Here is a 23,249-nt window from a genome sequence, read left to right as displayed (position 1 = left end):
TAGTGTAGTATAGCTAGGAAATGATCAACGATTGATTGAGGAAATATTGCTAATGGTACAACAACCTCGACAGGATGAACCCGTTTATAGCTGTGTGATCCCAGTTGACAGTTTGACTGGATACACCGATGAAGAAGTGATTGTGTTTGGTACTTCTATCGAGGATGCTAAACATCAAGCAGAACAATTACTGATCAATCAATATGGATGTAATTCTAACCAAATTACCCAATTGATGGAGTTTGCTAAAATCGAGTTATTAACTTCCTGGTGTTCTCCAGATAGAAGCGATGAATTCTAGTCAGAGAGTTTAAGTTTAGCATGGAGAGTCGTTAAAATTGGGGAAATTTTATTTAGATGGAGAGGCAGAATTATTTGTTCCTTTAAAATATATTTCCATTCCCAAAAAGTTTACGTTCATTGATTTATTTTCGGGAATTGGTGGCTTTAGAATTCCTCTCGAAGAGTTGGGAGGGAAGTGTTTGGGTTACTCGGAAATTGATTCGGGTTGTCTCCAAGTTTATCAGAAAAACTTTATTAGTTATTTGAATCAAGATGAACTCAACCTGGGTAATGTTATAACTTTGAGTCAGCTTCCTTTCAAAATTGATTTAATTGTTGGGGGTGTTCCTTGTCAACCCTGGTCAATTGCAGGTAAAATTAAAGGATTTGACGATCCTAGAGGAAAACTTTGGTTTGATGTTATTCGTATTGTTCAAGAAAATCAACCTAAAGGATTTATTTTTGAAAATGTGAAAGGATTAACTGAACCCCGTCATCAAAAAAGTTTTGAATTAATTTTAAAGAGTTTTCAAAATGCAGGATATACTGTTAAAACCCAGATACTCAACTCTTATGACTTTGGTTTATCTCAAGATAGAGATCGAGTTTTTATTGTGGGAATTCAGGAACAATTAGAACGGAATAAACCCTTTCAATTCCCCGAACCCATCGGTGCAGAACCAAAGCTTTATCAGTTTATAGAAGGAATTAAACCCCAATATATTGAAAAGAAAAAATTTGATCCCGAGATTTTATTTAACGGAAAAATCCCTATTTCTAGAGGTCGATTTCAAAGAAATGATGAATTAAATGACTTTTTTACCTTTGCAGATATTCGAGATGGTCACACAACCATACATTCTTGGGATTTGATTAAAACCAGCGAACGAGAAAAATTTATTTGTCAAGTTATACTCAAAAATCGTCGCAAGAAAAAGTATGGTTTAAAAGATGGTAATCCGCTCAGTTTAGAGGTTTTAGGTGAACTAATTCCTAATTTAAAATTTGAAGAAATTGAGAGTTTAGTTCAAAAAAAGATTATTAGATCTATTGAGGGAAAAGGTTATGATTTTGTCAATTCTAAGATCTCAACCGGAATTAATGGAGTTTCTAAAGTTTATTTACCCCATTCCGATGTTATTGCTACTTTAACCGCAACGGGAACTAAAGACTTTATTGCTAAAAAATCCATCGCCTGTCAAGAACCTCGTGAATACAAAAAAACGTTTATCCGAGAAATTTACCGCAAACGAAAATTCAAACCCTTATCTGCTCAAGATTATGCTAGACTACAAGGATTTCCAGATTGGTTTGTGATGGCTGAAGATGAAAATATGGCTAAACAACAGTTCGGTAATGCTGTCTCTGTACCTGTTGTTTATTATTTAGCAAAAGAATTATTAAAGGTAATTTTGTAATAGGATCTAAAAAAGATGACCACAATCAGCTTAGAAACACGGGAAAGAATCAAAGGTTACTTAGAAGGTTTTATTCAGGGTTTAATCGATGCCTATAAAATTCGTTTAATTGAACAAACAGTAACGATTGAGGAGTATCTATCTCGAAAGTCTACTAAAGGTGAATTAAAGCCTTTTCATGCTGCTATGATTCCACCAGAAATTCTAAACATTAATTTATTTGAGCGAGGATTTAGCACTCGATTAGGTAATTCTCTGGAAGAGTGCGCCCGTTTAATTGCTCTCGAACATCATCGAGAAGTACACAGAGGCTACGATTTAGAAGTAGAAGTTAGTCAAGCCGCCTACGCAGAAGCTGAACGTCAAAAAGAACGTTATGAGTCTACTACAAATAACAAAGAATCTCAGCCCTCTTTTGAACAAATGATCGCATCAATTTTGAATGTTCAACGTTCTGATAATTTAGTTCATAAAAAAGTGAGAGTTGATCTTTTTATTATTACTCACAATGGTACGGAGTTACTTTTTGAAATCAAATCTCCAAAACCAAATAAAGGACAATGTTTAGAAGTCACACAACGCTTACTCAGATTTCACTTACTTCGAGGAAAAAATCGTCCTGATGTACAAGCTTACTATGCCATGCCATATAATCCCTATGGCTTACAAAGATCTGATTATAAATGGACATATTCTCAGAAATATATGCCTTTCAATGAAGTGGTTTTAATAGGAGACGAATTTTGGCAGATGATTGGTGGAAATACAACTTATCAGGAGTTACTCGAAATTTATCAAGAAGTTGGACAAGTTAAAAGTAAATCTATTGTTGAACAGTTGTCTTTTTAAGTTAAGTATGAACCTAGTTCTTGAGAAAAAATATTATTTTTTTGATTTTAATGAAGTACAAACTTGATTCAAAAAAATTTTGGTTGGGGTTAATGATTGGAAATTCTCGGCTTCATTGGGCTAAATTTGAGGGTTCACAACTCCTAAAAACTTGGGATACAGAACATTCTGATCTTGAGGAAAATCGAGGTAATTGTTTAGATTCAGTCCCGATTAAATTAGCTTCTGTTGTTCCTGAACAGACAAAAATTTGGCAACAATACTCCAATGTTGAAGTCATTACCTTAGAACAAATACCGCTCAAAAATCTCTATCCAACGTTAGGAATTGATCGGGCTTTAGCTGTATTGGGAGCGGGAACAAAACTCGGTTTTCCTGTTTTGGTGATTGATGCGGGTACGGCGTTAACCTTTACGGGATGCGATCGCGATCAGAGTCTCGTAGGTGGAGCTATTTTACCCGGTTTAGGGCTACAATTTTCGGCTTTAGCAAACAAAACTGCGGCTTTACCTCAAATCTCTAAACCTCAACATCTTCCCCAACGTTGGGCGATAGAAACACCCGGAGCCATTCACAGTGGTACAATTTATACGCTGTTAGCTGGAATTCGAGATTTTATCGAAGCTTGGTGTCAAGATTTCCCAGAGAGTCAAATTGTCTTAACCGGAGGTGATGCTTCTATTTTAATGACCTATCTACAAGAGTATTTTCCCTCTGTTTATACTCAAATTCTTGAAATTTCTGACGTTATTTTTTGGGGAATATTAGTCTTTAGACAAAAACAACTTGAGTCAACACCTTAAGCAAAATAATCAGCCAGACTCAACAGGGTGAGACTGACTGATCAAGATTTAGTTCTCAAAAGAGAGTCTAAATATAAATAGAATGGTTAGCTAAAAAGTTAGTTCATCTAATCAATCTTTAATGAACCTTGTCAATGATACGGCCCGCTCGTTCAGATTCAATTGCCATGGCAATTCCTTCAGGAATTTCTTTTAAATCCGTGGTAATCTCTGTAGGCAAAATTGGCGATATAAAAGTATAGCAGGGGTCACACTCTCCATTTTCATAGACTTGAACCACCCATTTATCGGGTAATCCTTCGACTCCCACTTCTACAATATACCAACCTTCATTGATTAAACGGCTATCGATAACACTGAGCCATTCTCGTTCTTCATCGGCAAGTTCAAAGTCATCCCCCAAAAAATTGACAGCGAGTTTTTTAGCATCTAACTGAGTAACCATTTTTTCACTCCATAATTAGCTTTCAGAGGCAGTTGGAGAAGGTTTAGAAGCTTCGGGATACAAACCCAAGGCTTTAGACAATTCACGAGCAACATGAATTAAAAACTTGGCACCATCTTGATTATTTTCATGTGCCATCATGGTAGCAACCTTCATTAAAACTTTAATGAAACCTTCATCTAATAAATCCTCATGGTTAGATAAAACTTCCGGTTCTTGACCATTTGGACATTTCATTAATTCATCGATCAGATTGTAGTAAAGATCTTCACGTGTGGCTGCCATTGTGTTCTCCTGATTTAAGAATGTACCATTGTCAAGACATCTAGCAATCTTTCTCGATATTCAGAAACTTAGATGTTTCTTTATTGTCAGCCCAATTTTACTGAACTCATTGATTGCTGTTTGAAACTTGGGCCGATCGTCGCTTAAAAACGACTTCTAATAATTTCTTCGGTTCATAATAAAATGGGGGTGTTCTCCAACTTTGATACAAGTGATGAATCTTAACTGTTTCTTTGTCTTTCGTTTCAACTCCTACAGACAAGGACTGGGCTTGTGAACGATCACATTGTCTTGAGTTCTCAGCTTTTAGCATTCTTCAGTATCCTCAAAACTTCTACGGTACTGGAAAAATCAATCGCTTTAAAATCATCTAAATTTTTGAGTTCTGGATCAGCATGATGACTCAGAAGAAGTTCAACCATGTCTTCTTTCCCTGCTGAAGCAGCATACATCAAGACAGTAGCTCCAATATCATTTTGATTGTTAATGTTAATTCCAGAATTGATTAATAAATCTACTATAATATAGTCATTTCCAAAACAAGCGTACCATAACGCATTGTTGCCGTCATCATTTTTCAAATTCAGATCGACACCGTGATTAATCAGTTCTTGAACAACTGCTAACTCTTTCTGTCGAGTGGCTTTCATCAATGCACTATCGCCATTTTCACCCTTGCTATCGAGATGAACAGGATTGTAACCATTTGTCTGTAACCAATGGAGGGTTGTTTCAGATAAGCTTAGAGTCGGAGTCATAAACATTTGAGTTGAAATCAATGACAGGAATTCCTATATTTTTTTCAATAACTCTAATCATTTAAAAAATCCTTTCCGGTTTCAGTATCATTCAATACGAAGTGCTGAATCTTGGCTCGATTTAAAGATTTTTTTGGGAAGCTAATTTTTTATTTTGTTTACAATTATTTAAAGAAATCTTATCCTGAGTGAAAATCTTGGATCATTTTTAATCTCTATTTTTCACAAGCTTTCTGATTTGCAGCTAGGGTCGCAGGAGTAACCACTTTTCTCGAGAGCGATGGGTGTGTTATGCTCAGTTTAAAAAATCTTCAATCTTTGATCCACAAACCCTTGTCTGTATTAACGATTTCTGCCCAACATCTTGATCAAATCTGCCAAAATGCTCAACAATGCTATCCCCGAGAGTGTTGTGGTTTAATCTTAGGAAAAATAGCGGCTAATTTTGACAAAACCGTTGTCGAACTGATCCCCGCAGAAAATGCTTGGAGTGATGAGTCTGTCGAAATCTTCGCAGAAATAGAAACAGCAGATCAACCCGTCACCACTCAAGAACGACGCTACACCATTGATCCCCAACTTTTCATCTCTGCCCAAAAACAAGCTCGCTCCCGTCATCTTTCCATTATCGGCATTTATCACTCCCATCCCGATCCCCCCGCCATTCCTTCCGAGTTTGATCGGGTTTGCGCTTGGCCACAATATTCCTATATCATAGTTTCAGTCAAACAGGGAAAAGCCACGAATGTACTGAATTGGTGCTTAGATGAGAATCACCAGTTTCAAGCTGAAGAAATGATAAGCACCTCAGTCAATTCGTCCTCAGTTGGTTTATCATATTAATCTTTGACTCAACCCTACAGTGTTGGGATGCAAGATATCCTAGCAACCGAAGGTCATTTTCCTTCTTGGAATTATCATGCTCAATCCAAATTTGGATCAAATCCAACTCAACAAAGAAGAATACGAACGGTATTCGCGTCACCTGATTTTACCTGAAGTCGGCTTAGAAGGACAAAAACGCCTCAAAGCTGCTAGCGTACTGTGTATTGGTACGGGTGGACTCGGTTCGCCCCTGCTATTGTATCTGGCAGCCGCAGGAATTGGACGCATTGGGATTGTCGATTTTGATATCGTCGATAGTTCTAACCTCCAGCGTCAGGTCATTCACAGCACCTCTTGGGTCGGAAAACCAAAGATCGAGTCGGCGAAAAATCGGATTCTCGAAATTAATCCCCTTTGTCAAGTAGACCTACACAACACCCGTCTGAGTTCGGAAAATGCCCTCAAACTTCTCGAACCTTACGATGTGATTGTTGATGGGACTGATAACTTTCCCACCCGCTATCTAGTCAATGACGCCTGTGTGTTGTTGAATAAACCGAATGTCTACGGTTCGATTTTCCGGTTCGAGGGTCAGGCGACGGTGTTTAACTACGAAGGTGGCCCGAACTACCGTGATCTTTATCCCGAACCCCCACCCCCTGGAATGGTGCCATCCTGCGCTGAAGGTGGAGTTTTAGGAATTCTACCGGGATTAATTGGTGTGATTCAGGCAACAGAAACAGTTAAAATTATCTTGGGTAAAGGTCAGACCTTGAGTGGTCGGTTGTTGCTCTACAATTCCCTGGATATGACATTCCGTGAGTTGAAGTTGCGACCCAACCCGGTTCGGCCTGTGATCGAAAAGCTGATCGACTACGAACAGTTTTGCGGGATTCCCCAAGCCAAAGCGGAGGAGGCCAAGAAACAAATGGAAATTCCTGAGATGACGGTTCAGGAGTTGAAGCAACTACTTGATAGTGGGGCGGATGATTTTGTACTTGTTGATGTCCGTAATCCTAATGAATATGAAATCGCTAAAATTCCAGGTGCGGTATTAATACCATTACCTGATATAGAGCGGGGTGTTGGTGTTGAGAAGGTCAAAGAATTGCTTAACGGTCATCGTTTAATTGCTCATTGTAAAATGGGTGGACGATCAGCCAAGGCGTTAGGCATTCTCAAACAAGCGGGAATTGAAGGAATTAATGTTCAGGGTGGAATTACTGCTTGGAGTAAAGAAGTTGATTCTTCAGTTCCACAATATTAATTAATTTTTCACGTTAAAAACAATTTTGGGATAGGGAATTCAAGCTCAGTTTGAGTTGAACCTATCCCATTTTATTGAATATATTTTGATTGATATCTATTTATTAATCTCAAAAATAAGTCCAAAGACAGATTAAAACTGAAAAATCAAAAAATCAAAGATTATACTGAAATTATTGATTACAATTAAGAGATCAGTCGTGTTCTCCAGTTGTTACAACAATAAAACAGTCATGTCTTTAGATCTGACGACTCTTTTTGCCTCAATAGGCTTTATTCCTCATGGACATTGCTATTTGTGGAAGTCAAACCTCGTGACTCTACATATTGCTTCTGACTCTTTGATCGCCTTATCTTACTATGCTCTTCCGATCTCTTTATTTTATTTTGTTCGTAAGCGGGTTGATTTACCCTATCCTTGGATTTTTATTCTGTTTGCCGGATTTATCATTTCCTGTGGAACAACTCACCTGATGGGGATTTGGACGCTTTGGCATCCTGATTATTGGGTATCTGGTTGGATTAAATTAATCACCGCAGTCGTTTCTTGTTACACGGCGATAGAATTAGTTCCGCTTGTTCCTCAAGCCCTAGCACTCAAAAGCCCAACTCAACTCGAAGAAGCAAACCAAAAATTACAACAGGAAATTGCAGAACGTTTGAAAGTAGAAATCGCATTACGACAAAGTGAACAACGTTATCGCGCGATTATTGAAGATCAAACCGAATTGATTGCTCGCTTTCAACCTGATGAAACTATAACCTTTGTGAATAAAGCCTACTGTCGATATTTTAAAAAACCGCTAGAAGAAATTATTAATCACTCTTATCAACCTATAATTTTTCCTGAAGATCAAGAAAAAGTTGATCGATGCGTTGAGTTACTCAGTTTAGAAAATCCGGTGGGAATGGTTGAGCATCGAGTGATTGTAGAGGATGAAGTGCGTTGGATGCAATGGATTAATCGAGCGATTTTTAATGATGCAGAGCAAATTGTAGAATATCAGTCAGTGGGGCGGGATATTAGCGATAGTAAAAAAGTCGAAAAACTGAAGCAGCAAGAAACTTTACTCAAAGAAATTCATCATCGGGTTAAAAATAATTTACAAGTTATTTGTAGTTTGTTGAGATTGCAATCTCGTTGTGTTCAAGATCCGGTGATTAAAGCTAAATTTATAGACAGTCAGAACCGAGTTAAATCAATGGCATTAATCCATGAAAAACTTTATCAGTCTGATAACTTTAGACGGATCAGATTTGATGACTATATTCAAGATTTAACCAAAACACTGCTGAGAACCTACACAGTAAAGACCTCTCATATTTCTCTGGAAATAGATATTGATCAATATATTTTCTTAGACTTTGATATCTTAACCCCTTGTGGATTAATTATTTGTGAATTAATTTCCAACTCTCTTAAATATGCTTTTGAACCCAACACATCCGGAAAAATCTGGATTCAAGCAACACTCGATAACAAACAATATCTAATCTTGACGATTGGAGATAATGGCCAAGGCTTACCTTCAAACTTAAATCTAGATCATGTCAACACATTGGGGCTACAATTGGTTCAAGACTTAACCGAACAACTGCAAGGAAAGTTAACAATCAACCAAGACAATGGTACTGAGTTTAAGATAGAATTGTATAAGATCTCGTCTAAGATGTAATCAAACAACTCATTAACAATTTAAATCAGATTAATGTTTTTAAAATCATGCTTGAAACAATTACCATGAATGAAAAAATTATTATTTTAGTCGTTGAAGATGAAAGATTGGTTGCCCGAGATTTACAAGCTACATTAGAAGATATGGGTTATCAGATACCGCAAATTACCGATAGTGGAGAATTAGCGATTCAAAAAGTTGCTGAAATCAAACCTCATATTGTCTTAATGGATATTCGATTAGCAGGTGAAATGGATGGTATTGAAGCCGCAGAAATAATTAAAAATAATTATCATATCCCTGTGATTTATATCACTGCTCATGCTGATGAAAATACACTTGAGCGAGCTAAATTAACTGAACCTTATGGTTATATTGTTAAACCCTTTGATGAACAGGATTTAAAAACAACAATTGAAATTGCGCTTTATAAACATCAAATCGAACAGCAGTTGCGCGATCAGTCTCAATGGTTGTCTACCATTCTTGATAGCATTGCTGATGGTGTAATTGCCACCGATAAAATGGGTAAAGTAAACTTTATGAATCCTGTTGCAGAAGAACTCACAGGTTGGTCATGGGAAGCAGGAATTGGACAAGATATTAACAGTATTTTTAATATTATCCATGAGGAAAGTCGTCATTCTCTACAAACCCTCATTTTAAAAACAATACAACAAGGTCAAAGCATTAAGCTCACCGAACCGACTTTACTCATCTCAAAAAATGGCAAAGAAATTCCTATTGATGATAATATTGCACCGATTTTAAATTCTAACCAAGAGATTCAAGGCTCTGTATTAATTTTTAGAGACATTACTCATCAAAAAGTAGCCACAGAAAAGCTTCGATATCAAGCCTTTCACGACCCGTTAACAGGCTTACTAAATCGTCATGGCTTTATGCAAAACCTCCAGGAAGCAGATAACCGTCGTCTGATGAATCCTGATTTTACATTTGCTATTTTCTTTCTCGATTTAGATCGGTTTAAAATTATTAATGACAGTTTAGGTCATCAAGTTGGCGATCAACTCCTACAAATAATTGGTCAAAAATTAATAAAATCTGTCCGCAATATTGATCAAGTTGCTCGATTGGGTGGAGATGAATTTGCAATTTTAGTTGAAAACTTAGATGATCTCTATGAAATTTATCAAATCGCTCAACGAATTCGCAATGAAATTATTGAGAAAACTTATATCAATGAGCATGAAATTTTTACCAATGTTAGTATTGGTATTGTTTTAAGTTCAATTGGCTATAATCAAGTTGATGATTTGATTCGAGATGCAGATCTTGCCATGTATCGTGCAAAAACTTTAGGTCGAGGACGCTATGAAGTCTTTAACGAAACCATGCGAGAACAAGTTCGATTCATTCAAAAATTAGAAAGCGATTTAAGACGAGCTTTAGAGCGAAAAGAATTTCAAGTTTATTACCAACCTATTGTCAATCTCCAAACCTCTGCAATTCATGGTTTTGAAGCGTTAGTGCGTTGGAATCATCCTCAACGGGGACTCCTGACTCCTGGTCATTTTATTCCCATTGCTGAAGAAATTGGTTTAATCACACAACTCGATTGGCAAGTGATACAAGAGGCTTGTCAGCAAGTTTATCGCTGGAATGAAAACCGTAAAAATCGCCCTCCTTTTGTGATCAGTGTCAACCTGTCAGCCAAACATTTTACTGAAGACAATTTAGTTGAACAAGTTACAAAAATTTTAAATGAGACAGGTTTAGAAAGCCCATGTCTGAAGATAGAAATGACAGAAACGGCTTTGCTCGAAGAACCGGAGAAAGTCGCTGTCACGATCTCTCAATTAAAATCAATTGGAATTGGTTTGTCTTTAGACGATTTTGGGACTGGATATTCCTCATTAAGTTATCTCCATCGTTTTTCAGTTGATAATCTCAAACTTGATATGTCTTTCATTCAAACAATGAACTCAGAACCTCAAAGCTTTGAAATTGTTCGGACAATGATTGTACTGGCTCATGCTCTTAATATTAATGCGATCGCAGAAGGAATCGAAACCGCAGAACAACTCAATACTTTACAACATTTAGACTGTCCACTCGGACAAGGTTATTATTTCTCTAAACCCTTACCTGCGGAGAATATTCAACAAATTTTCTGAATTTTTACTCATCAAAAAAGTTGGATTTTACGCTGTATAACCCAACCGATAACAAAATTTTTCAATCAAATTAGTTCCGACGAACAGCTTGAGTCAAACGAGCCAAGGTTTCACAACAATCAAATCGATCTAAATGAACCTCAATAAAACACAACTTATCCCGATTTTTAGCCGCCATTTCTAAAGCTTTTTCTAAATCTCCTTCTGTTCGTACCTGACAACTGAGACTCTCCCCAAAAACTTGCGGAAGCTGATGATATTTCCAGGGTTGAATATCGTTGTAGGAACCATCATGGATCATTCGTTCAATCGTATAACCATCGTTATTAATCAAGAAAATAATTGGATTTAACCCCAAACGAATAATAGTTGAAAGTTCCTGACAAGTCATTTGAAACGAACCATCCCCAATAAACAGAATGACTCGATTTTGACGACGAGCCAATGCAGCACCCAAACAAGCCGGGAGAGAATAGCCAATGGACATATAAAATGCTTGTCCAATAAACCGAGTGTCAGCATGAATCAATAAATCAATCGTAGCAATAATTGCATCTCCCGTTTCAGCAATCACCGTACTATTATCACCAACAAAATGATTCATCCGCTCATAAAATCGAGCATTGGTTATTTTCTGTTCGGGTTGAACCTCAAAAGATTTAGATAATAATTCAGCCGCAGGTTGGATATCTAGGCTCTCAGAAGATTTACGAGAAAGTTTAGCAATCAAACCGTCGATAAAATCTCCTAAATCAATCGGAGAATAATAATGATGCTTGATTTTAACCTTTAGAGAATTAGCATTAATTAACTGACTTTCTTTGAGTTGAGCCGTATAACCCCCTAAATTAGTATCAGACATAATCGCACCCAAACACAAAATACAATCGGCTGTTTCAACCCGATTTTTTACATAATCTCGACTCAACGCCCCGACATAATTCCCAATAAATTGAGGATGAAGTTCAGAAATACTCGACTTTCCTAACAAGGTACTCGTAATCGGATATCCGGTAATTTCAACTAATTGATGTAGTTTCTTTTGAATTCCGTAGCGATGCAACTCAACTCCTGCTAAAATAACAGGATGTTCTGAGTTTTCTAACCATTCTACTGCTTCGTTAATCGCTTCATTAAGGGCTTGAACATCACTCACTACAGGATTTGGACGCTCAAAACTCAAGGGCATAGTACAGGGTTGAGCCACCATATCTGCCGGAATTTCGATATAAACCGGGCGTTTGTAGCGTAAACAAGCCGCAATCGTTCGATCAATTTGGGCGGGGGCTTGTTCAGCGTTGGTGAGAGTCACAGCCGCAACCGTTACTTTTTCTAAAATAGAGAGTTGAAGGTTATAGTCTCCCGTCGTGTGGTGCATCAACAGGTTATTTCCTTTGGCGGAAGTTCGCGGCGCCCCACTAATGACAATAATAGGAACTTCCTCTGCATAGGCACCGGCTAAAGCGTTGACGACACTCAACCCCCCAACGCCATAGGTGACACACAACGCACTCACTCCATTTAAACGGGCATAGGCGTCAGCAGCATAACCTGCATTCAACTCGTTACAAGTCCCTACTAATTCTATCGAACTCTCGACGATCACATCCATCAAGTCAAGAACATAATCGCCAGGAACCCCGAAAACGTGACGCACACCAACGGCTTTGAGTTGACTCACAAGATATTCACCCACCGTCGTTGTTATCGAATTGACAGTTGGTTTATCGGTGACTGGTAATTGCATATCGATTTTCCTCTAAACTTGTACCCTGGTTGATGAGTTTATGATAACAAATTGTAAAATTTTGTTGTTGTTTTAACAAAAATGTGCTTTCTGCTCGGACTGATTTTAGATTTAACAGCTATTTATCAAAGTCACTCATTTATTTTCGATTTTTAACTCTCTTTCTCAGAAATTTCATAATGATCAATGACACCACGACTTTTGAGATCGTTAAGTAATTCTAGAGAGATTTTATTTCCGAAAAAAATACATTCAAAATGATCATAAGCTTCAAATTGAACTGAATGTTCAACTTCTATTTCTAGATGTAAAACTTCAGAGGTTAAATAACCTGTCGAGAAAGTTTGTATTAATTCATTGATAGTATTGGGTTCGACTTTAATCAGTAAACCTGAACCTGCGAGGACGCTATTACTTCCTTTAAATGGAGATTCTGCTCCAATTTTTTGAGTATTAAACAACGAAAAATCAATCTCGTTCATCAGCCATATTGCTAAGTTTGTCTGATCGCTTAATAATTCTATAATCACCGCGTTAAAGAGTTCTTCAAGCGCATCATCATTGTTGTGATTTAATTCAATTGAACCTTGATAATTCATTGTGTGTTTTTAGGTAAATAATCTGTAAATTTTATCGGGATTGATTCAGAAAAGTTCGGATAATATTCGCAATTTTAACTGCTTCATTTTGGGTAAAACTGTAATTTCCCGAGAATTTAATTTGTTTAGAAATCGAGGCAATTTCTAAAATAACAACATAGATTGATTCCTTTTTGACAATTAAAAAAGACGAATAATCTTTAACCTTCCAAGGAGTCTTATGGACTCGAACACTAACCTCATTCAGTGAATACTCTCTTTCTTTTTTTCTGAATAATCTTTGAACTTTTATACTAATTTTATTTTTATTTTTATCCAGTATAACTGTTGTAACAGCACTAAAAAAAATGCCAAAAATACCAAACAAAAGACAAAAGATAATGAAGAAGCTAGGAAAAATTTTTTCAATAATGACTAAAACCAGTCCGAGACATCCAAAAAGAAAAAAAGGAGTACAAAATAATCTAATTCCCCAAGCTGATTTTACTGAGTCTTTCAGAATTAGATGAGTTGAAGTCTGTTCTAATATTTTCATAACATCATTGAACAAAATTAAAATTTATGGACGCTTTAATACTTTTATTTGGGTATCCTGATTGTATAAATTACCCGTAATTCCAGCTAGAAATTTACCCTCAGAACTAACCACTAAATGACTCATCTTTTCTTGTTCTAAAGTCGCTTCTAACTCAGCAGTTTCGAGATTCCACACTTTAAGTTCCTCATCTTTGGTACTCCCGATAATGTGATTGCGAGTCAAAGTCAGATCATAAAATCCACTTTTTACCTGAGAAGAAGAAGAAATTTGTTGCTGTCTTTTAAGCATTCCTGTTTTTAGATCCCATATTTTTAGATACGTTTTCGGTTGGCTAAAGGAAGTCATCACAACAGTTTCCCCATCTAAACTGATGCGTCCAGAGTAAATATCCAAGTTTTCAAACCATTTTTTTTCAAGAGAGATTTGCTCATTTGTCGCTAGATTCCAGGCGAGAATTTTGTTTTCAAACTTAACTAATGCAGTCCCCTTTGAACTGATTTTCAGAGGATTAAAATAGGATGAGTTATCTTCAATCACTAGCGAACCAATCTTAAACTCACGAGAGGGTAAATTGGGTAATGTTGCTTTGAGTTCACCTGTTTCAAAATCCCAGACTTTAATCTCCTCATAATCACGACTCATAATAGTATTTCCATCCGATGAAACCTCAACCTGGATGATATTATTAGAATGTCCTTTTAGCATCAAAGGAGGCTGATCTGAGGTAATATTCCAGATCCGAATCATGCGATCGCCACTCCCACTGACAATCGTTTTTCCATCAGGAGAAATCGCTAAAGTATTAATCACACCTGAGTCACTCTGAAGTATTTTTTTCAATTCTCCGGTTTGCAAATCCCAAATTTTAATTGCTTTATCTTCTCCCCCACTTGCTAAAATGTTACCCTCTGAACTGATAGCAATATCGGCTTCTGTGGGATATCCTTCTAAAGTATAAGCAACTGTAAGTTTACAATAGGGAGATTGAGTAGAAAGTTGTGAACAAGACTGAGAAACTAAAGGCTGTGATTCCTGTTGAACCAAAGAAAAAAGATCAAGGTTAGCAATTATATTACCGATTACTATTAGAATTAATAAACCTCTTAGCCAAATTCCATATTTTTGTTTATTGTAAGTTTTATTAACGGTTTCTGGTTCAAAGTATTTGCCCTCAATAATCTGAATTAATTCCTCCCGACTGCGATTAGCCTCGTACCAAAACGCACACCAAAATATAAATAAGATAAAAATCGGAAATCCTAAAAACAAAATTTCAGGAGACAAAAATCCTTGTTGAAAGATTAGTACAACAAAAAAGGTAGGTATTAAGGTTAAAAATGGGAAAAACAAAAACAGTAAAAAAGCGAGTACAAAAGGATTCAAATTCATCGTGACATAAATTCTTGTTCCCTCTGATGAAGACTCAAATTTTCCTCTAATGATCGGTAAAAATGAGTTCCGATAGTGGATAATCCGATAGATTTTAAATCCAGAGTCAGAAATCGTACCTGCATAGGGAGCATGATTGTGTGAAAACCTCCAGCGAATTGTCTTTGGGGCTTCAATATGAGCTTCTAGTTTCTCAATCACCTGGGAGAGTGGTTCTTGAGTGCTAATCGTAAATTTTTCATTAGGTAAAAACTTCATAGTTAGCTATAATTAATAATCAGTGGGTATAAATGCAGCCAGATTCTATGATTCTTCTAGATCTTCACAATGAATCAGTACCCAGGCTTCAATAAATAGCTCTGTGTTTTATGACTAAAATGTTGCTTCTAAATTAACATCTATCTCAAAAAGTAGAGCTTATGCGTTGTAGCGGAACTGTCGAAGCATTCTGTTTTCAACAAAAAGATTATATTGACAATACCTCAAACTTTTGCGGAAAGGAGAGATTGACCTGCTTTTTTCCGGTATCTACTGGGTACAAAATAGACTCACACCCAATAAATCTAACGCTTTAGGTTATAAATCAGTCAGTTGAGTAATTTTCTCAAAGTGGGATAAATTTTGGATTATCCAACGCAGTTATTAGAATAGGATGTTTTCGTAAAATTTGTATTAAAATTTCAGTTAAGCTTGCGAATAATTTATCTTTTTAAGAGTTTACTTGTTGTTCTACTCTTGTTTCAACTTGGGCTTGTACAATGACATTATAAATAGGAACGTTGGCTTGTATGGCTTCAAAGCTAACAACTAATGAGTAAGGAACACTTGCTTCTGGGTCATTATTCCAACCTTCATGTCCAACTACTGCAATACAAAAAGCTTCTCGAAGGTTATAGGAATTTACAATTACCCAGTCTTTCTGAATCGTTCCTGCACTCCTAGAAACCTCCCTAACTTGACCATAATTATTCCGTTTACCGAGAGTCCATTTAAACGGATCTTCTCCCCTTTCTGAATCTTCTGAAGCATCATAATCCTTTAAAATTCTTGCTAAAAATCTATCAGGCTCTTCTCCTTTTTTGCTACACTCCCAATCAAGCCATGTTGAAAGATATCTTCTTCGATTTCGTCTAGTGCGACGGGGTTGTGCTTTATAGGATAATGTAATTTCAACTAAAATCTCTAACTCTTCTCCTTGGGACAGTAATTGTTCTGGAAGCTTTACTTGATAAACATGAGCATATCTGGCTTTAATCCGTTGTTCTCCTGTTGTTATTAATGTTATTCGGTTAGGAGCGTTTCCTAAAGCACGGTCAAGACGGGGAATACCATAACCAATCTGACGAATTACATCCCCTTGATCAATATTATCTGCAAATGCCCACTCTGGCCATCGGGCTGACTGAACAATTAAAGCACGGTATAAAAGACAACTCTCATTAGGGAGTTCAGAAGCAAGACAAGCAGCAATATGACTAACTTTGGGTGTAGCGTAGGAAGTCCCGACTTGATCTGATGATATGGCAGGGCCACCTCCTAAAGTTGATCGTACTAGCTCAGGACATACAGCTTCAGGACAAGTAAGACTCGGAGGTGTACTTTCATCCTTCACCAAATCACCACCATACTCTACGACTTCAGGTTTAATTGTCTCCCAAATTCCTAATCCAGAACATGAAAAAGCTGAAGGCATATCGGTTTTTGATATCGAGCTTTGAGGTGGAGAATTGTAGAAAGTCAAAGCAATTGAGCCAACAGTTAGTGCTTGGAAGCTTTGAGCAGGGTTAGCAATTCTGCAAGAGTCTTCTAAAAGATAATCAGGGTAGGGGCGGTTTGCTTTGAGGTGATCTCTTACTGACAATCTTTGATTACCTATTCGCTTATCTAAATTACCAGCAGAGACAATAACAAGAATATCGTTATGCCATGTAAGTTGGTCGATAGCAGCTGCCCAAGGACTCATGTACATTAGACGACAAGGAACTACTCCAGCAATGGAATGATTAAATATTCGTGTTCCCGTTTGATAGTATATGTCAACAATTTCACTCAGTAAGTTAGGGGGAAATAATGTTTGTGGTAGATAGCAATCTCTATCTAAAACTCTAGCGTTTTGAATCCAGCAAATCGCTTTTTGTGTGCCATTGCGAGGTATAGTTCTGGGATAGAGGATAGCACCAGCTACTCTTGTTCCATGTCCACCATTTTTAACGTAGTCAGCAGTTTGATCGGTTTCTCCAGGAACCCAAGAACGGGAGTTTTGTGAATCAATCGCTGCTCTTAAAAGAGGATGTCTTTCTTGAATACCACTGTCAATAACGCAGACTTTTGGTGCATTTAATTCGGGTGCTTCTAAAACAAAAGAAGGCTCATCTGTTTCAGACAAGCCTTCTTTTTGAAGAAATTCACTAAATTCATCAGGTTCACTAACATCAAAAATATAGGGAAAGTTCAAAACCAGATCCTTTAAACCTTTACCTGAAATAGAAATTCGACAGGAAAAACTATCTGGTAACAATGCTCCTGCTACAATTTTTCCTTCTATGAAACTTTGAATTTCTCTATTTCCATTGTAAAAACTTACAAATTTTTTCAGTTCATCTTGCCGTTGAGATTGCACATCGTCCCAAGATTCATAAGTCATATCACGCTTGTCAATCCAAGTCTTGAGTCTTTTATTATATTTATCGTCACTTTCATCATCTTTTCGCTTCGGATAATCAGGCAACTTTGATTCAGTTCCCACACAAGCAATTCCTACATCAACTGTATAAATTTGGTTATCTTTGACTTGTTCCCAGTTATTCCAAAGTTCAGGAGAAAGAATCAACTCTGGTTTCTTAATACCGTCAATTATTTCCCATATTCCAGCAACTCCACCACTTCTCTTTTCTTCTTCGATAAATTTATCTATTTTTTTCTGTAAATCACTAAGCTCTAAATCTACTGAAGCACCAATGATATACCCATTTTCTAATTCAGCAATTAACTCTATTCCATAACTCTTAAGTTTATCTGGGTCAACAGTAGTAGGATCTATTTGCAAGATAAGTCGGCGTGAATTATCTGGCAATTTAGGTTTTTCTTCCTCTTCTCTTTTCTCATCAATATCTTGCCATTCAGATACCATAGAAAATACTTCACCCTGAAGCTTTTTACCATGACCTTGGCGATCGCCACGATTAGCAGATGTTCTAGAATCCTCTCTAGGAAACCCTGCTGATGCCACACCTCCTGCTCTTGTCAGTCGAAGTTGAATATGAGGGAATTTCTGAGATTGTCGTTCTGCCATTTAGCGTAATGTATTCAAAAATTAACTGGTGTAAGCTTTGATTTCTTCAATAGCGTCTTCTAAATGTTCTTGAATGACCAATTCTTCCCTTTCAAGTATAGCTCTCTTAGCCGCATCTTGAGCCACCTTAACAGCTTGAGCAGCAGAAAAGTTATTCATCTGCTTAGTAATAACAGTCCAGTTAACGGAGCCAACTTCTAATGCAGATAGAGTTTGCTTGAGTATTTCTTGCAACTCGTTCTCTCCCGGTTTTGGGACTAGAATCATATCATCGAACCGTCTCCATAAAGCAGTATCTAACGATTGATTCAAGTTTGTGGCTGCAACCAAAAGTCCAGAATTAGGCTCATACTCATCAAGAATTTGAAGAAACGTATTCACTACCCGCTTAATCTCTCCAACTTCCTGAGTATCTTCCCGTGATTTGGCAATCGAGTCACATTCATCTAAAAATAATAAGCACGGACTTTCATTGGCTTTATCAAACACCAACCTTAAATTACTTGCAGTTTCACCTAAGTATGATGATACCATTGCATCAAAACGAACTTTAACTAAAGGTAAACCCAAGTTCCATGCTAAACGTTCAGCTCCTAGATTTTTTCCACAACCTGGGGGGCCATATAAAAGTATTTTCTGTCTGTAGCGTAGCCCGTAATGAGCTAGTCTATCTCTAGCAACATACTCTTTTTCTATTCGATGAAAGCGCTTTTCTATACTCTGGGATAGCACCATATGATGTCGTAGCTTTTCCCTCGGTATTATTGTGACTAAAGGAGAATTTAATCGCTTACTCGTCGGTAGTTCGCTAAGAGTCTGTAACGATTCTGCTGTGTGCGAAGCAACCTGATTGTTGTTACTTTTCTTAGTTATATTCTCTAACTGGTCAGCTAGTCGCATATGCCCTTTATTACGCTCCTCTTCGATTACTAAATGTACAAGCTTATCAATCGCTATAGAGTCTGAACTAGCGATCGCCCTAAATAGTCTTTTGAGAAGCTCTGCTTTCATTTCGCCTCACAGTATAAGCGAGGATACTGTAATATTATATCTTGATTTATTCGTCAACTTATGATTGTTATACTCCGTTACAAGTTCTTGCCATAGAAAGGCTCCCTAAAAAATAGAGAGCCTTCTGAATTATAACGAACTAGACAATTACGCTGGTTTGGGCAGATCTAACAGTTGCTTTTGAGAAAATATAGATCTCAATAGAACCCGCCCCTATACTTAACGTCTAACCTAACAACGCTTTCGCCTGAGCGACAATATTGTCAACGGTAAAGCCGAACTTCTCCAGTACCACTTCACCGGGAGCAGACGCCCCAAAGGTATCAACACTAATGGTTGCACCTTCATCAGTGACATAACGACACCAACCTAAGCTAATTCCAGCTTCCACTGCTAAACGCTTCTTAACACCTTTCGGGAAAACAGACTCTTTGTAAGCTGCATCCTGTTCTTCAAACAACTCCCAACTGGGCATGGAAACCACCCGAACTTTCTTACCTTCTTCGCGGAGTTTCACAGCAGCTTCAACACACTGGTAAGTTTCGCCGCCAGTACCAATCAAGATAATATCGGGCGTACCGTCGCTGTTGTCGCTGAGGATATACGCACCTTTGGCAACCACATCAATCGAACTGCCTTCTAAGTTCGGCAAATTCTGACGAGAAAATGCTAACAATGTCGCCGCCGGATGTGCTGCTTTTGCCTTTTCGACCGCAACTTTATAAGCCCCAGAAGTTTCATTTCCATCAGCCGGACGAATCACAATCAATTGAGGAATTGCCCGCAGAGACATAATATGTTCAACGGGTTGGTGAGTCGGGCCATCTTCACCCAGGGCAATAGAATCGTGAGTCATCACCCAAATTACACCTGTTTCCGCCAACGCCGACAGACGGATCGAGTTCCGCATATAGTCGGTGAATACCAGGAAAGTGGCGCCGTAGGGAATTAACCCCGAACCATGTCGGGCAATACCATTACAAATCGCACCCATCCCATGTTCACGAACCCCAAAGCGAACGTTACGGTTTTGGTAGCTTCCTTTTTGGAAATCACCTAAGCCTTTGAGGAGGGTTTTGTTGGAGGGGGCTAAATCAGCCGAACCCCCGATTAATTCGGGTAATACACTAGCGAGCGCATTAAGAGTCGCACCGGATTGGTTACGAGTCGCATCTGCCTTGCTTTCGGGAGTATATTTCGGCAGTGCATCCGCCCAACCTTCGGGAAGTTTACCACTCAACATCCGCTCAAAGGTTGCGGCTTCTTGGGGATACTTGGATTTGTATTGATCCAAAGTTTTGTTCCATTCTTGTTCAGCCGTTGCCCCTTTATCAATCGCTTTGCGGAAATGATTAAGGGCATCTTCAGGAATTTCAAACTCGGGGTATTCCCAGCCTAAATGTTCGCGAGTGGCTTGAACTTCGTCTTTACCCAAAGCAGCGCCGTGAACATCGTGAGTATCAGCTTTATTAGGAGAACCGTAGCCAATAATAGTCGTCACTTTAATCAGCGAGGGTTTGTCAGTGACTTCTTTTGCCTTTTGGATGGCTGCGGCGATCCCTTCTAAGTCAGTGTTACCATCGGTAACGTGTTGAACGTGCCAACCGTAGGCTTCAAAGCGGGCTGCTACATCTTCAGTAAAAGAGATGTCGGTATGACCATCAATAGAAATATGGTTGTCATCGTAGAAAGCGATTAATTTGCCTAAGCCCCAGTGTCCGGCCAGAGAACAGGCTTCACCAGAAATCCCTTCCATGTTGCAGCCATCACCCATGATCACATAGGTGTAATGATCAACAAGCTGACAGTCTGGTTTGTTGAAGGTTGCTGCTAAATGGGCTTCTGCTAAAGCCAATCCCACCGCATTGGCAATCCCTTGTCCTAACGGCCCTGTAGTGACTTCAATACCCGAGGTGACGTGGTTTTCTGGGTGTCCAGGAGTTTTAGAATCCCACTGACGAAATTGTTTAATTTCATCGAGAGGAACACTGTCATAACCTGTCAGGTGTAGGAGGGAATACAGCAACATACAACCATGACCCGCCGACAAGACAAAGCGATCGCGGTTAAACCAGGTGGGGTTTTTGGGATTGAACTGCATAAAGCGATCCCATAGTACAAATGCCATTGGTGCGGCACCCATCGGCAATCCCGGGTGGCCAGAGTTGGCTTTCTGTACCGCATCGATCGCTAAAAAACGGATAGAGTTAATGCAGAGTTGTTCGAGTGATTGGGTTGCAACAGCCATAGTTATCGTTTCTGTATATTTTATGAACGTGTAGTCTGACAGCGTAGCAGCCCCATGTTCTGGGTTTCTACGAGTGGCGATTTTTTCCGACAGAGCGCCAAAGTTGTTCTTGATGGAGTTCTTCTCTGCTGGTTATCGGAGGCTTCCCGACTTGGGTTGCAGGGGTTGGAAAACTGACATTTAAGGTTTTGGCGATCGTTGAGCGATGCCAGAGATCACTTCCCGGACAGAATCTCAAAAGCGGTCAAGCTCGCGATTGCTAGTTTGTCGGTTCTGTCAGCGTTCCAAGTTTCCTCAGCAATATTGAAAATACTTCTCCGGCCACATGATTAAATCTTCTCACCTTAGCGCAGCTCAATCAAGCTACCTTGACATTATCATGGACAAGTGCTGTTTTCAGTTAACAGTTTTTTGTAAGCTTACCCCCGACTGTTGATAGAACGCCCAACTGTTAAACGTCTACGCTCTGTTTGACTTCTGCGTTGAATATTAATCCTATTTCTGATACCTGTTAAGTCTTCAACAGCAACCGACGCAAATTGTTCAATAGCGCGAGAAATGATTTGTTTGCGTCGGTTGTGATCTCCCTATCTCCCGAACAAAAGCAAAGACGCTCCACTGGAACGTCTCTAGCTTGATGAAGTAATTTGTAACCAAGAATGATAGTCTATTTGTTTTAGAAATGCTTGGCGATTAACTTAGGCAGTTCCTTGGCGCTGACCCGACTGTAGCGTGTTTTGTCGGGCATCATCACCACATTAGGCCCTGCTTTGCACCGTTTGAGACAGCCTGTTTTCTTGATCGTCACCTGTTCTTCGAGTCCTTGTTCTTGAACGGCGGTTTCTAAGGCTGAACATAGATGGCTTCCACCCTTTTTACGACAATCTGATTTGTCACAGACGAGGATTTGGGCTTTTTTACCTGCACAAGTCTTTTTCGCTGCTTTTTGAGATGAACACGGTGAACTGCTGGCCTCTCCTGCCTCACTCAAGGCTATCACTTGCTCGGCTTTGAGTTTGATTTTGCTGCTTTTAGGATCATACTTTTTGATGCCACTCACCTGAACTTGTCGTCCCGGAATTAACAAACGTTCACAAATTGAACGAGATTCTTTGGAGAGTTTAATCAAATGTAGCCCTTCGGAGGTCATCAGTTGTAGGTATTTAGGCTTGCTGCCATCGAAGAATACATAGGTCACTTGACCATCAAAATTGAATTCCGTAATTTTTTTGTCAGTTTTAGACATTGGTTTCAGGGTAATCCTTAAGGTATTGGAATTGAGATAGTTGGAGTTCGGAGTCAAGACGTTTGTTTTGAGGAAACGTCCGAGTTGATGGAGGAAAGCCGCCGCATCGTTGCGATCGTCATTAGTCAGACTCAGCTTCCCAACAGCGTTCTAAGGTTTCAAGTAGATCTCGACGAGAGGCTGAGAACTGTTTCAAGACGCTGGAGAGTTGAACCGCTTGGTTAATGTTATTGATCTGTACCCGTAGGGGTTGCTCGATCTCACATGAACTGGGGATTTCTAGCTCTTGTAAGCGTCTGTAGACTTGCCACCGATCGGCCCAGGAGTTGACCTCGATGACTTCGCTGTTGTCGGGATGTAACTGTGATGAATTCATTACTTGTACCAACTGCAACTAATTTCTACTTAGTCCTGACTGAGATCTCTCGAACTTG

General features: G+C 38.6%; 21 protein-coding genes. 8 read left to right on the top strand and 13 right to left on the bottom strand.

What is annotated here, in order from left to right:
- The first annotated feature begins 52 nt into the window (after window positions 1–52).
- Genes M595_RS17515 through M595_RS17500 form a run of 4 tightly spaced genes read left to right on the top strand, consistent with a single transcriptional unit; the run spans window position 53 to window position 3,352 of the window.
- Window positions 53–301, top strand: a complete 249-nt coding sequence (locus M595_RS17515; protein ID WP_023067702.1) for a hypothetical protein — start codon at window positions 53–55, stop codon at window positions 299–301.
- A 37-nt stretch (window positions 302–338) separates the two neighbouring features.
- Window positions 339–1,700: a DNA cytosine methyltransferase gene (locus M595_RS17510; protein WP_023067687.1), complete on the top strand. Its 1,362-nt coding sequence runs from the start codon at window positions 339–341 to the stop codon at window positions 1,698–1,700.
- A gap of 15 nt (window positions 1,701–1,715) precedes the next feature.
- Entirely contained in the window at window positions 1,716–2,549 is an 834-nt protein-coding gene (locus tag M595_RS29385) for a TdeIII family type II restriction endonuclease (protein ID WP_023067719.1), read from the top strand.
- A 50-nt stretch (window positions 2,550–2,599) separates the two neighbouring features.
- Window positions 2,600–3,352, top strand: a complete 753-nt coding sequence (locus M595_RS17500) for a pantothenate kinase (protein WP_040484277.1) — start codon at window positions 2,600–2,602, stop codon at window positions 3,350–3,352.
- Between the two features lie 118 nt (window positions 3,353–3,470).
- Here M595_RS17500 and M595_RS17495 read toward each other — a convergent pair whose 3' ends face one another.
- The 3 genes from M595_RS17495 to M595_RS17480 all read right to left on the bottom strand — a co-directional run bounded on the left by M595_RS17495 (window position 3,471) and on the right by M595_RS17480 (window position 4,840).
- Window positions 3,471–3,797 (bottom strand): hypothetical protein, encoded by a 327-nt coding sequence (locus M595_RS17495; protein WP_023067686.1) that lies wholly within the window; start codon window positions 3,795–3,797, stop codon window positions 3,471–3,473.
- A gap of 15 nt (window positions 3,798–3,812) precedes the next feature.
- Window positions 3,813–4,082 carry a hypothetical protein gene (locus M595_RS17490; RefSeq protein ID WP_023067707.1) on the bottom strand — a complete coding sequence of 90 codons (270 nt, stop codon included), beginning with the start codon at window positions 4,080–4,082 and terminating at the stop codon, window positions 3,813–3,815.
- A 299-nt stretch (window positions 4,083–4,381) separates the two neighbouring features.
- The gene (locus tag M595_RS17480) at window positions 4,382–4,840 is read right to left on the bottom strand and encodes an ankyrin repeat domain-containing protein (protein WP_040484276.1); all 459 of its coding nucleotides are present in this window, start codon (window positions 4,838–4,840) and stop codon (window positions 4,382–4,384) included.
- A gap of 291 nt (window positions 4,841–5,131) precedes the next feature.
- Between M595_RS17480 and M595_RS17475 the strand changes: the two genes are divergently transcribed.
- The 4 genes from M595_RS17475 to M595_RS17460 all read left to right on the top strand — a co-directional run bounded on the left by M595_RS17475 (window position 5,132) and on the right by M595_RS17460 (window position 10,745).
- A complete protein-coding gene (locus M595_RS17475; protein ID WP_023067709.1) occupies window positions 5,132–5,683 on the top strand; it encodes a M67 family metallopeptidase in 552 nt (183 codons plus the stop codon).
- A 76-nt stretch (window positions 5,684–5,759) separates the two neighbouring features.
- Entirely contained in the window at window positions 5,760–6,932 is a 1,173-nt protein-coding gene (gene moeB / locus M595_RS17470; RefSeq protein WP_023067695.1) for a molybdopterin-synthase adenylyltransferase MoeB, read from the top strand.
- A 232-nt stretch (window positions 6,933–7,164) separates the two neighbouring features.
- Window positions 7,165–8,607, top strand: a complete 1,443-nt coding sequence (locus M595_RS17465; RefSeq protein ID WP_052001800.1) for a sensor histidine kinase — start codon at window positions 7,165–7,167, stop codon at window positions 8,605–8,607.
- A 47-nt stretch (window positions 8,608–8,654) separates the two neighbouring features.
- A complete protein-coding gene (locus M595_RS17460; protein ID WP_052001799.1) occupies window positions 8,655–10,745 on the top strand; it encodes a GGDEF domain-containing response regulator in 2,091 nt (696 codons plus the stop codon).
- Between the two features lie 70 nt (window positions 10,746–10,815).
- Here M595_RS17460 and M595_RS17455 read toward each other — a convergent pair whose 3' ends face one another.
- The 10 genes from M595_RS17455 to M595_RS17415 form a co-directional block, all read right to left on the bottom strand.
- Complete coding sequence (locus tag M595_RS17455; RefSeq protein ID WP_023067698.1) at window positions 10,816–12,492, bottom strand: alpha-keto acid decarboxylase family protein; 1,677 nt, start codon at window positions 12,490–12,492, stop codon at window positions 10,816–10,818.
- A gap of 152 nt (window positions 12,493–12,644) precedes the next feature.
- On the bottom strand, window positions 12,645–13,091 hold the full coding sequence (locus tag M595_RS17450; RefSeq protein ID WP_023067722.1) for a hypothetical protein: 447 nt from the start codon (window positions 13,089–13,091) through the stop codon (window positions 12,645–12,647).
- Between the two features lie 31 nt (window positions 13,092–13,122).
- Complete coding sequence (locus M595_RS17445; protein ID WP_023067715.1) at window positions 13,123–13,626, bottom strand: hypothetical protein; 504 nt, start codon at window positions 13,624–13,626, stop codon at window positions 13,123–13,125.
- A 24-nt stretch (window positions 13,627–13,650) separates the two neighbouring features.
- Window positions 13,651–15,276: a WD40 repeat domain-containing protein gene (locus M595_RS17440; RefSeq protein WP_023067689.1), complete on the bottom strand. Its 1,626-nt coding sequence runs from the start codon at window positions 15,274–15,276 to the stop codon at window positions 13,651–13,653.
- Between the two features lie 451 nt (window positions 15,277–15,727).
- A complete protein-coding gene (locus tag M595_RS17435; RefSeq protein WP_023067718.1) occupies window positions 15,728–18,310 on the bottom strand; it encodes a S8 family peptidase in 2,583 nt (860 codons plus the stop codon).
- Window positions 18,311–18,331: 21 nt separating this feature from the next.
- Complete coding sequence (locus tag M595_RS17430) at window positions 18,332–19,321, bottom strand: ATP-binding protein (protein ID WP_023067725.1); 990 nt, start codon at window positions 19,319–19,321, stop codon at window positions 18,332–18,334.
- 226 nt (window positions 19,322–19,547) lie between these two features.
- Entirely contained in the window at window positions 19,548–21,569 is a 2,022-nt protein-coding gene (gene tkt, locus M595_RS17425) for a transketolase (protein WP_023067697.1), read from the bottom strand.
- A 67-nt stretch (window positions 21,570–21,636) separates the two neighbouring features.
- Window positions 21,637–21,807 carry a hypothetical protein gene (locus M595_RS31215; RefSeq protein WP_023067699.1) on the bottom strand — a complete coding sequence of 57 codons (171 nt, stop codon included), beginning with the start codon at window positions 21,805–21,807 and terminating at the stop codon, window positions 21,637–21,639.
- Between the two features lie 438 nt (window positions 21,808–22,245).
- Complete coding sequence (locus tag M595_RS17420; RefSeq protein ID WP_023067696.1) at window positions 22,246–22,815, bottom strand: (2Fe-2S) ferredoxin domain-containing protein; 570 nt, start codon at window positions 22,813–22,815, stop codon at window positions 22,246–22,248.
- A gap of 121 nt (window positions 22,816–22,936) precedes the next feature.
- Window positions 22,937–23,191, bottom strand: a complete 255-nt coding sequence (locus M595_RS17415; protein WP_023067691.1) for an Asr1405/Asl0597 family protein — start codon at window positions 23,189–23,191, stop codon at window positions 22,937–22,939.
- Window positions 23,192–23,249 lie beyond the last annotated feature (58 nt).

It is taken from the genome of Lyngbya aestuarii BL J, assembly GCF_000478195.2.
GTDB lineage: Bacteria > Cyanobacteriota > Cyanobacteriia > Cyanobacteriales > Microcoleaceae > Capilliphycus > Capilliphycus aestuarii.
This window is presented reverse-complemented; position numbering and strand designations above follow the sequence as displayed.

What these genes read in the sequence shown, in the direction of transcription:
- M595_RS17515 (WP_023067702.1), top strand. Translation starts at nt 53, where the DNA reads ATGGTACAACAACCTCGACAGGATGAACCCGTTTATAGCTGTGTGATC.
- M595_RS29385 (WP_023067719.1), top strand. Translation starts at nt 1,716, where the DNA reads ATGACCACAATCAGCTTAGAAACACGGGAAAGAATCAAAGGTTACTTA.
- M595_RS17500 (WP_040484277.1), top strand. Translation starts at nt 2,600, where the DNA reads ATGAAGTACAAACTTGATTCAAAAAAATTTTGGTTGGGGTTAATGATT.
- M595_RS17495 (WP_023067686.1), bottom strand. Translation starts at nt 3,797, where the DNA reads ATGGTTACTCAGTTAGATGCTAAAAAACTCGCTGTCAATTTTTTGGGG.
- M595_RS17490 (WP_023067707.1), bottom strand. Translation starts at nt 4,082, where the DNA reads ATGGCAGCCACACGTGAAGATCTTTACTACAATCTGATCGATGAATTA.
- M595_RS17480 (WP_040484276.1), bottom strand. Translation starts at nt 4,840, where the DNA reads ATGACTCCGACTCTAAGCTTATCTGAAACAACCCTCCATTGGTTACAG.
- M595_RS17475 (WP_023067709.1), top strand. Translation starts at nt 5,132, where the DNA reads ATGCTCAGTTTAAAAAATCTTCAATCTTTGATCCACAAACCCTTGTCT.
- moeB (WP_023067695.1), top strand. Translation starts at nt 5,760, where the DNA reads ATGCTCAATCCAAATTTGGATCAAATCCAACTCAACAAAGAAGAATAC.
- M595_RS17465 (WP_052001800.1), top strand. Translation starts at nt 7,165, where the DNA reads ATGTCTTTAGATCTGACGACTCTTTTTGCCTCAATAGGCTTTATTCCT.
- M595_RS17460 (WP_052001799.1), top strand. Translation starts at nt 8,655, where the DNA reads ATGCTTGAAACAATTACCATGAATGAAAAAATTATTATTTTAGTCGTT.
- M595_RS17455 (WP_023067698.1), bottom strand. Translation starts at nt 12,492, where the DNA reads ATGCAATTACCAGTCACCGATAAACCAACTGTCAATTCGATAACAACG.
- M595_RS17450 (WP_023067722.1), bottom strand. Translation starts at nt 13,091, where the DNA reads ATGAATTATCAAGGTTCAATTGAATTAAATCACAACAATGATGATGCG.
- M595_RS17445 (WP_023067715.1), bottom strand. Translation starts at nt 13,626, where the DNA reads ATGAAAATATTAGAACAGACTTCAACTCATCTAATTCTGAAAGACTCA.
- M595_RS17440 (WP_023067689.1), bottom strand. Translation starts at nt 15,276, where the DNA reads ATGAAGTTTTTACCTAATGAAAAATTTACGATTAGCACTCAAGAACCA.
- M595_RS17435 (WP_023067718.1), bottom strand. Translation starts at nt 18,310, where the DNA reads ATGGCAGAACGACAATCTCAGAAATTCCCTCATATTCAACTTCGACTG.
- M595_RS17430 (WP_023067725.1), bottom strand. Translation starts at nt 19,321, where the DNA reads ATGAAAGCAGAGCTTCTCAAAAGACTATTTAGGGCGATCGCTAGTTCA.
- tkt (WP_023067697.1), bottom strand. Translation starts at nt 21,569, where the DNA reads ATGGCTGTTGCAACCCAATCACTCGAACAACTCTGCATTAACTCTATC.
- M595_RS17420 (WP_023067696.1), bottom strand. Translation starts at nt 22,815, where the DNA reads ATGTCTAAAACTGACAAAAAAATTACGGAATTCAATTTTGATGGTCAA.
- M595_RS17415 (WP_023067691.1), bottom strand. Translation starts at nt 23,191, where the DNA reads ATGAATTCATCACAGTTACATCCCGACAACAGCGAAGTCATCGAGGTC.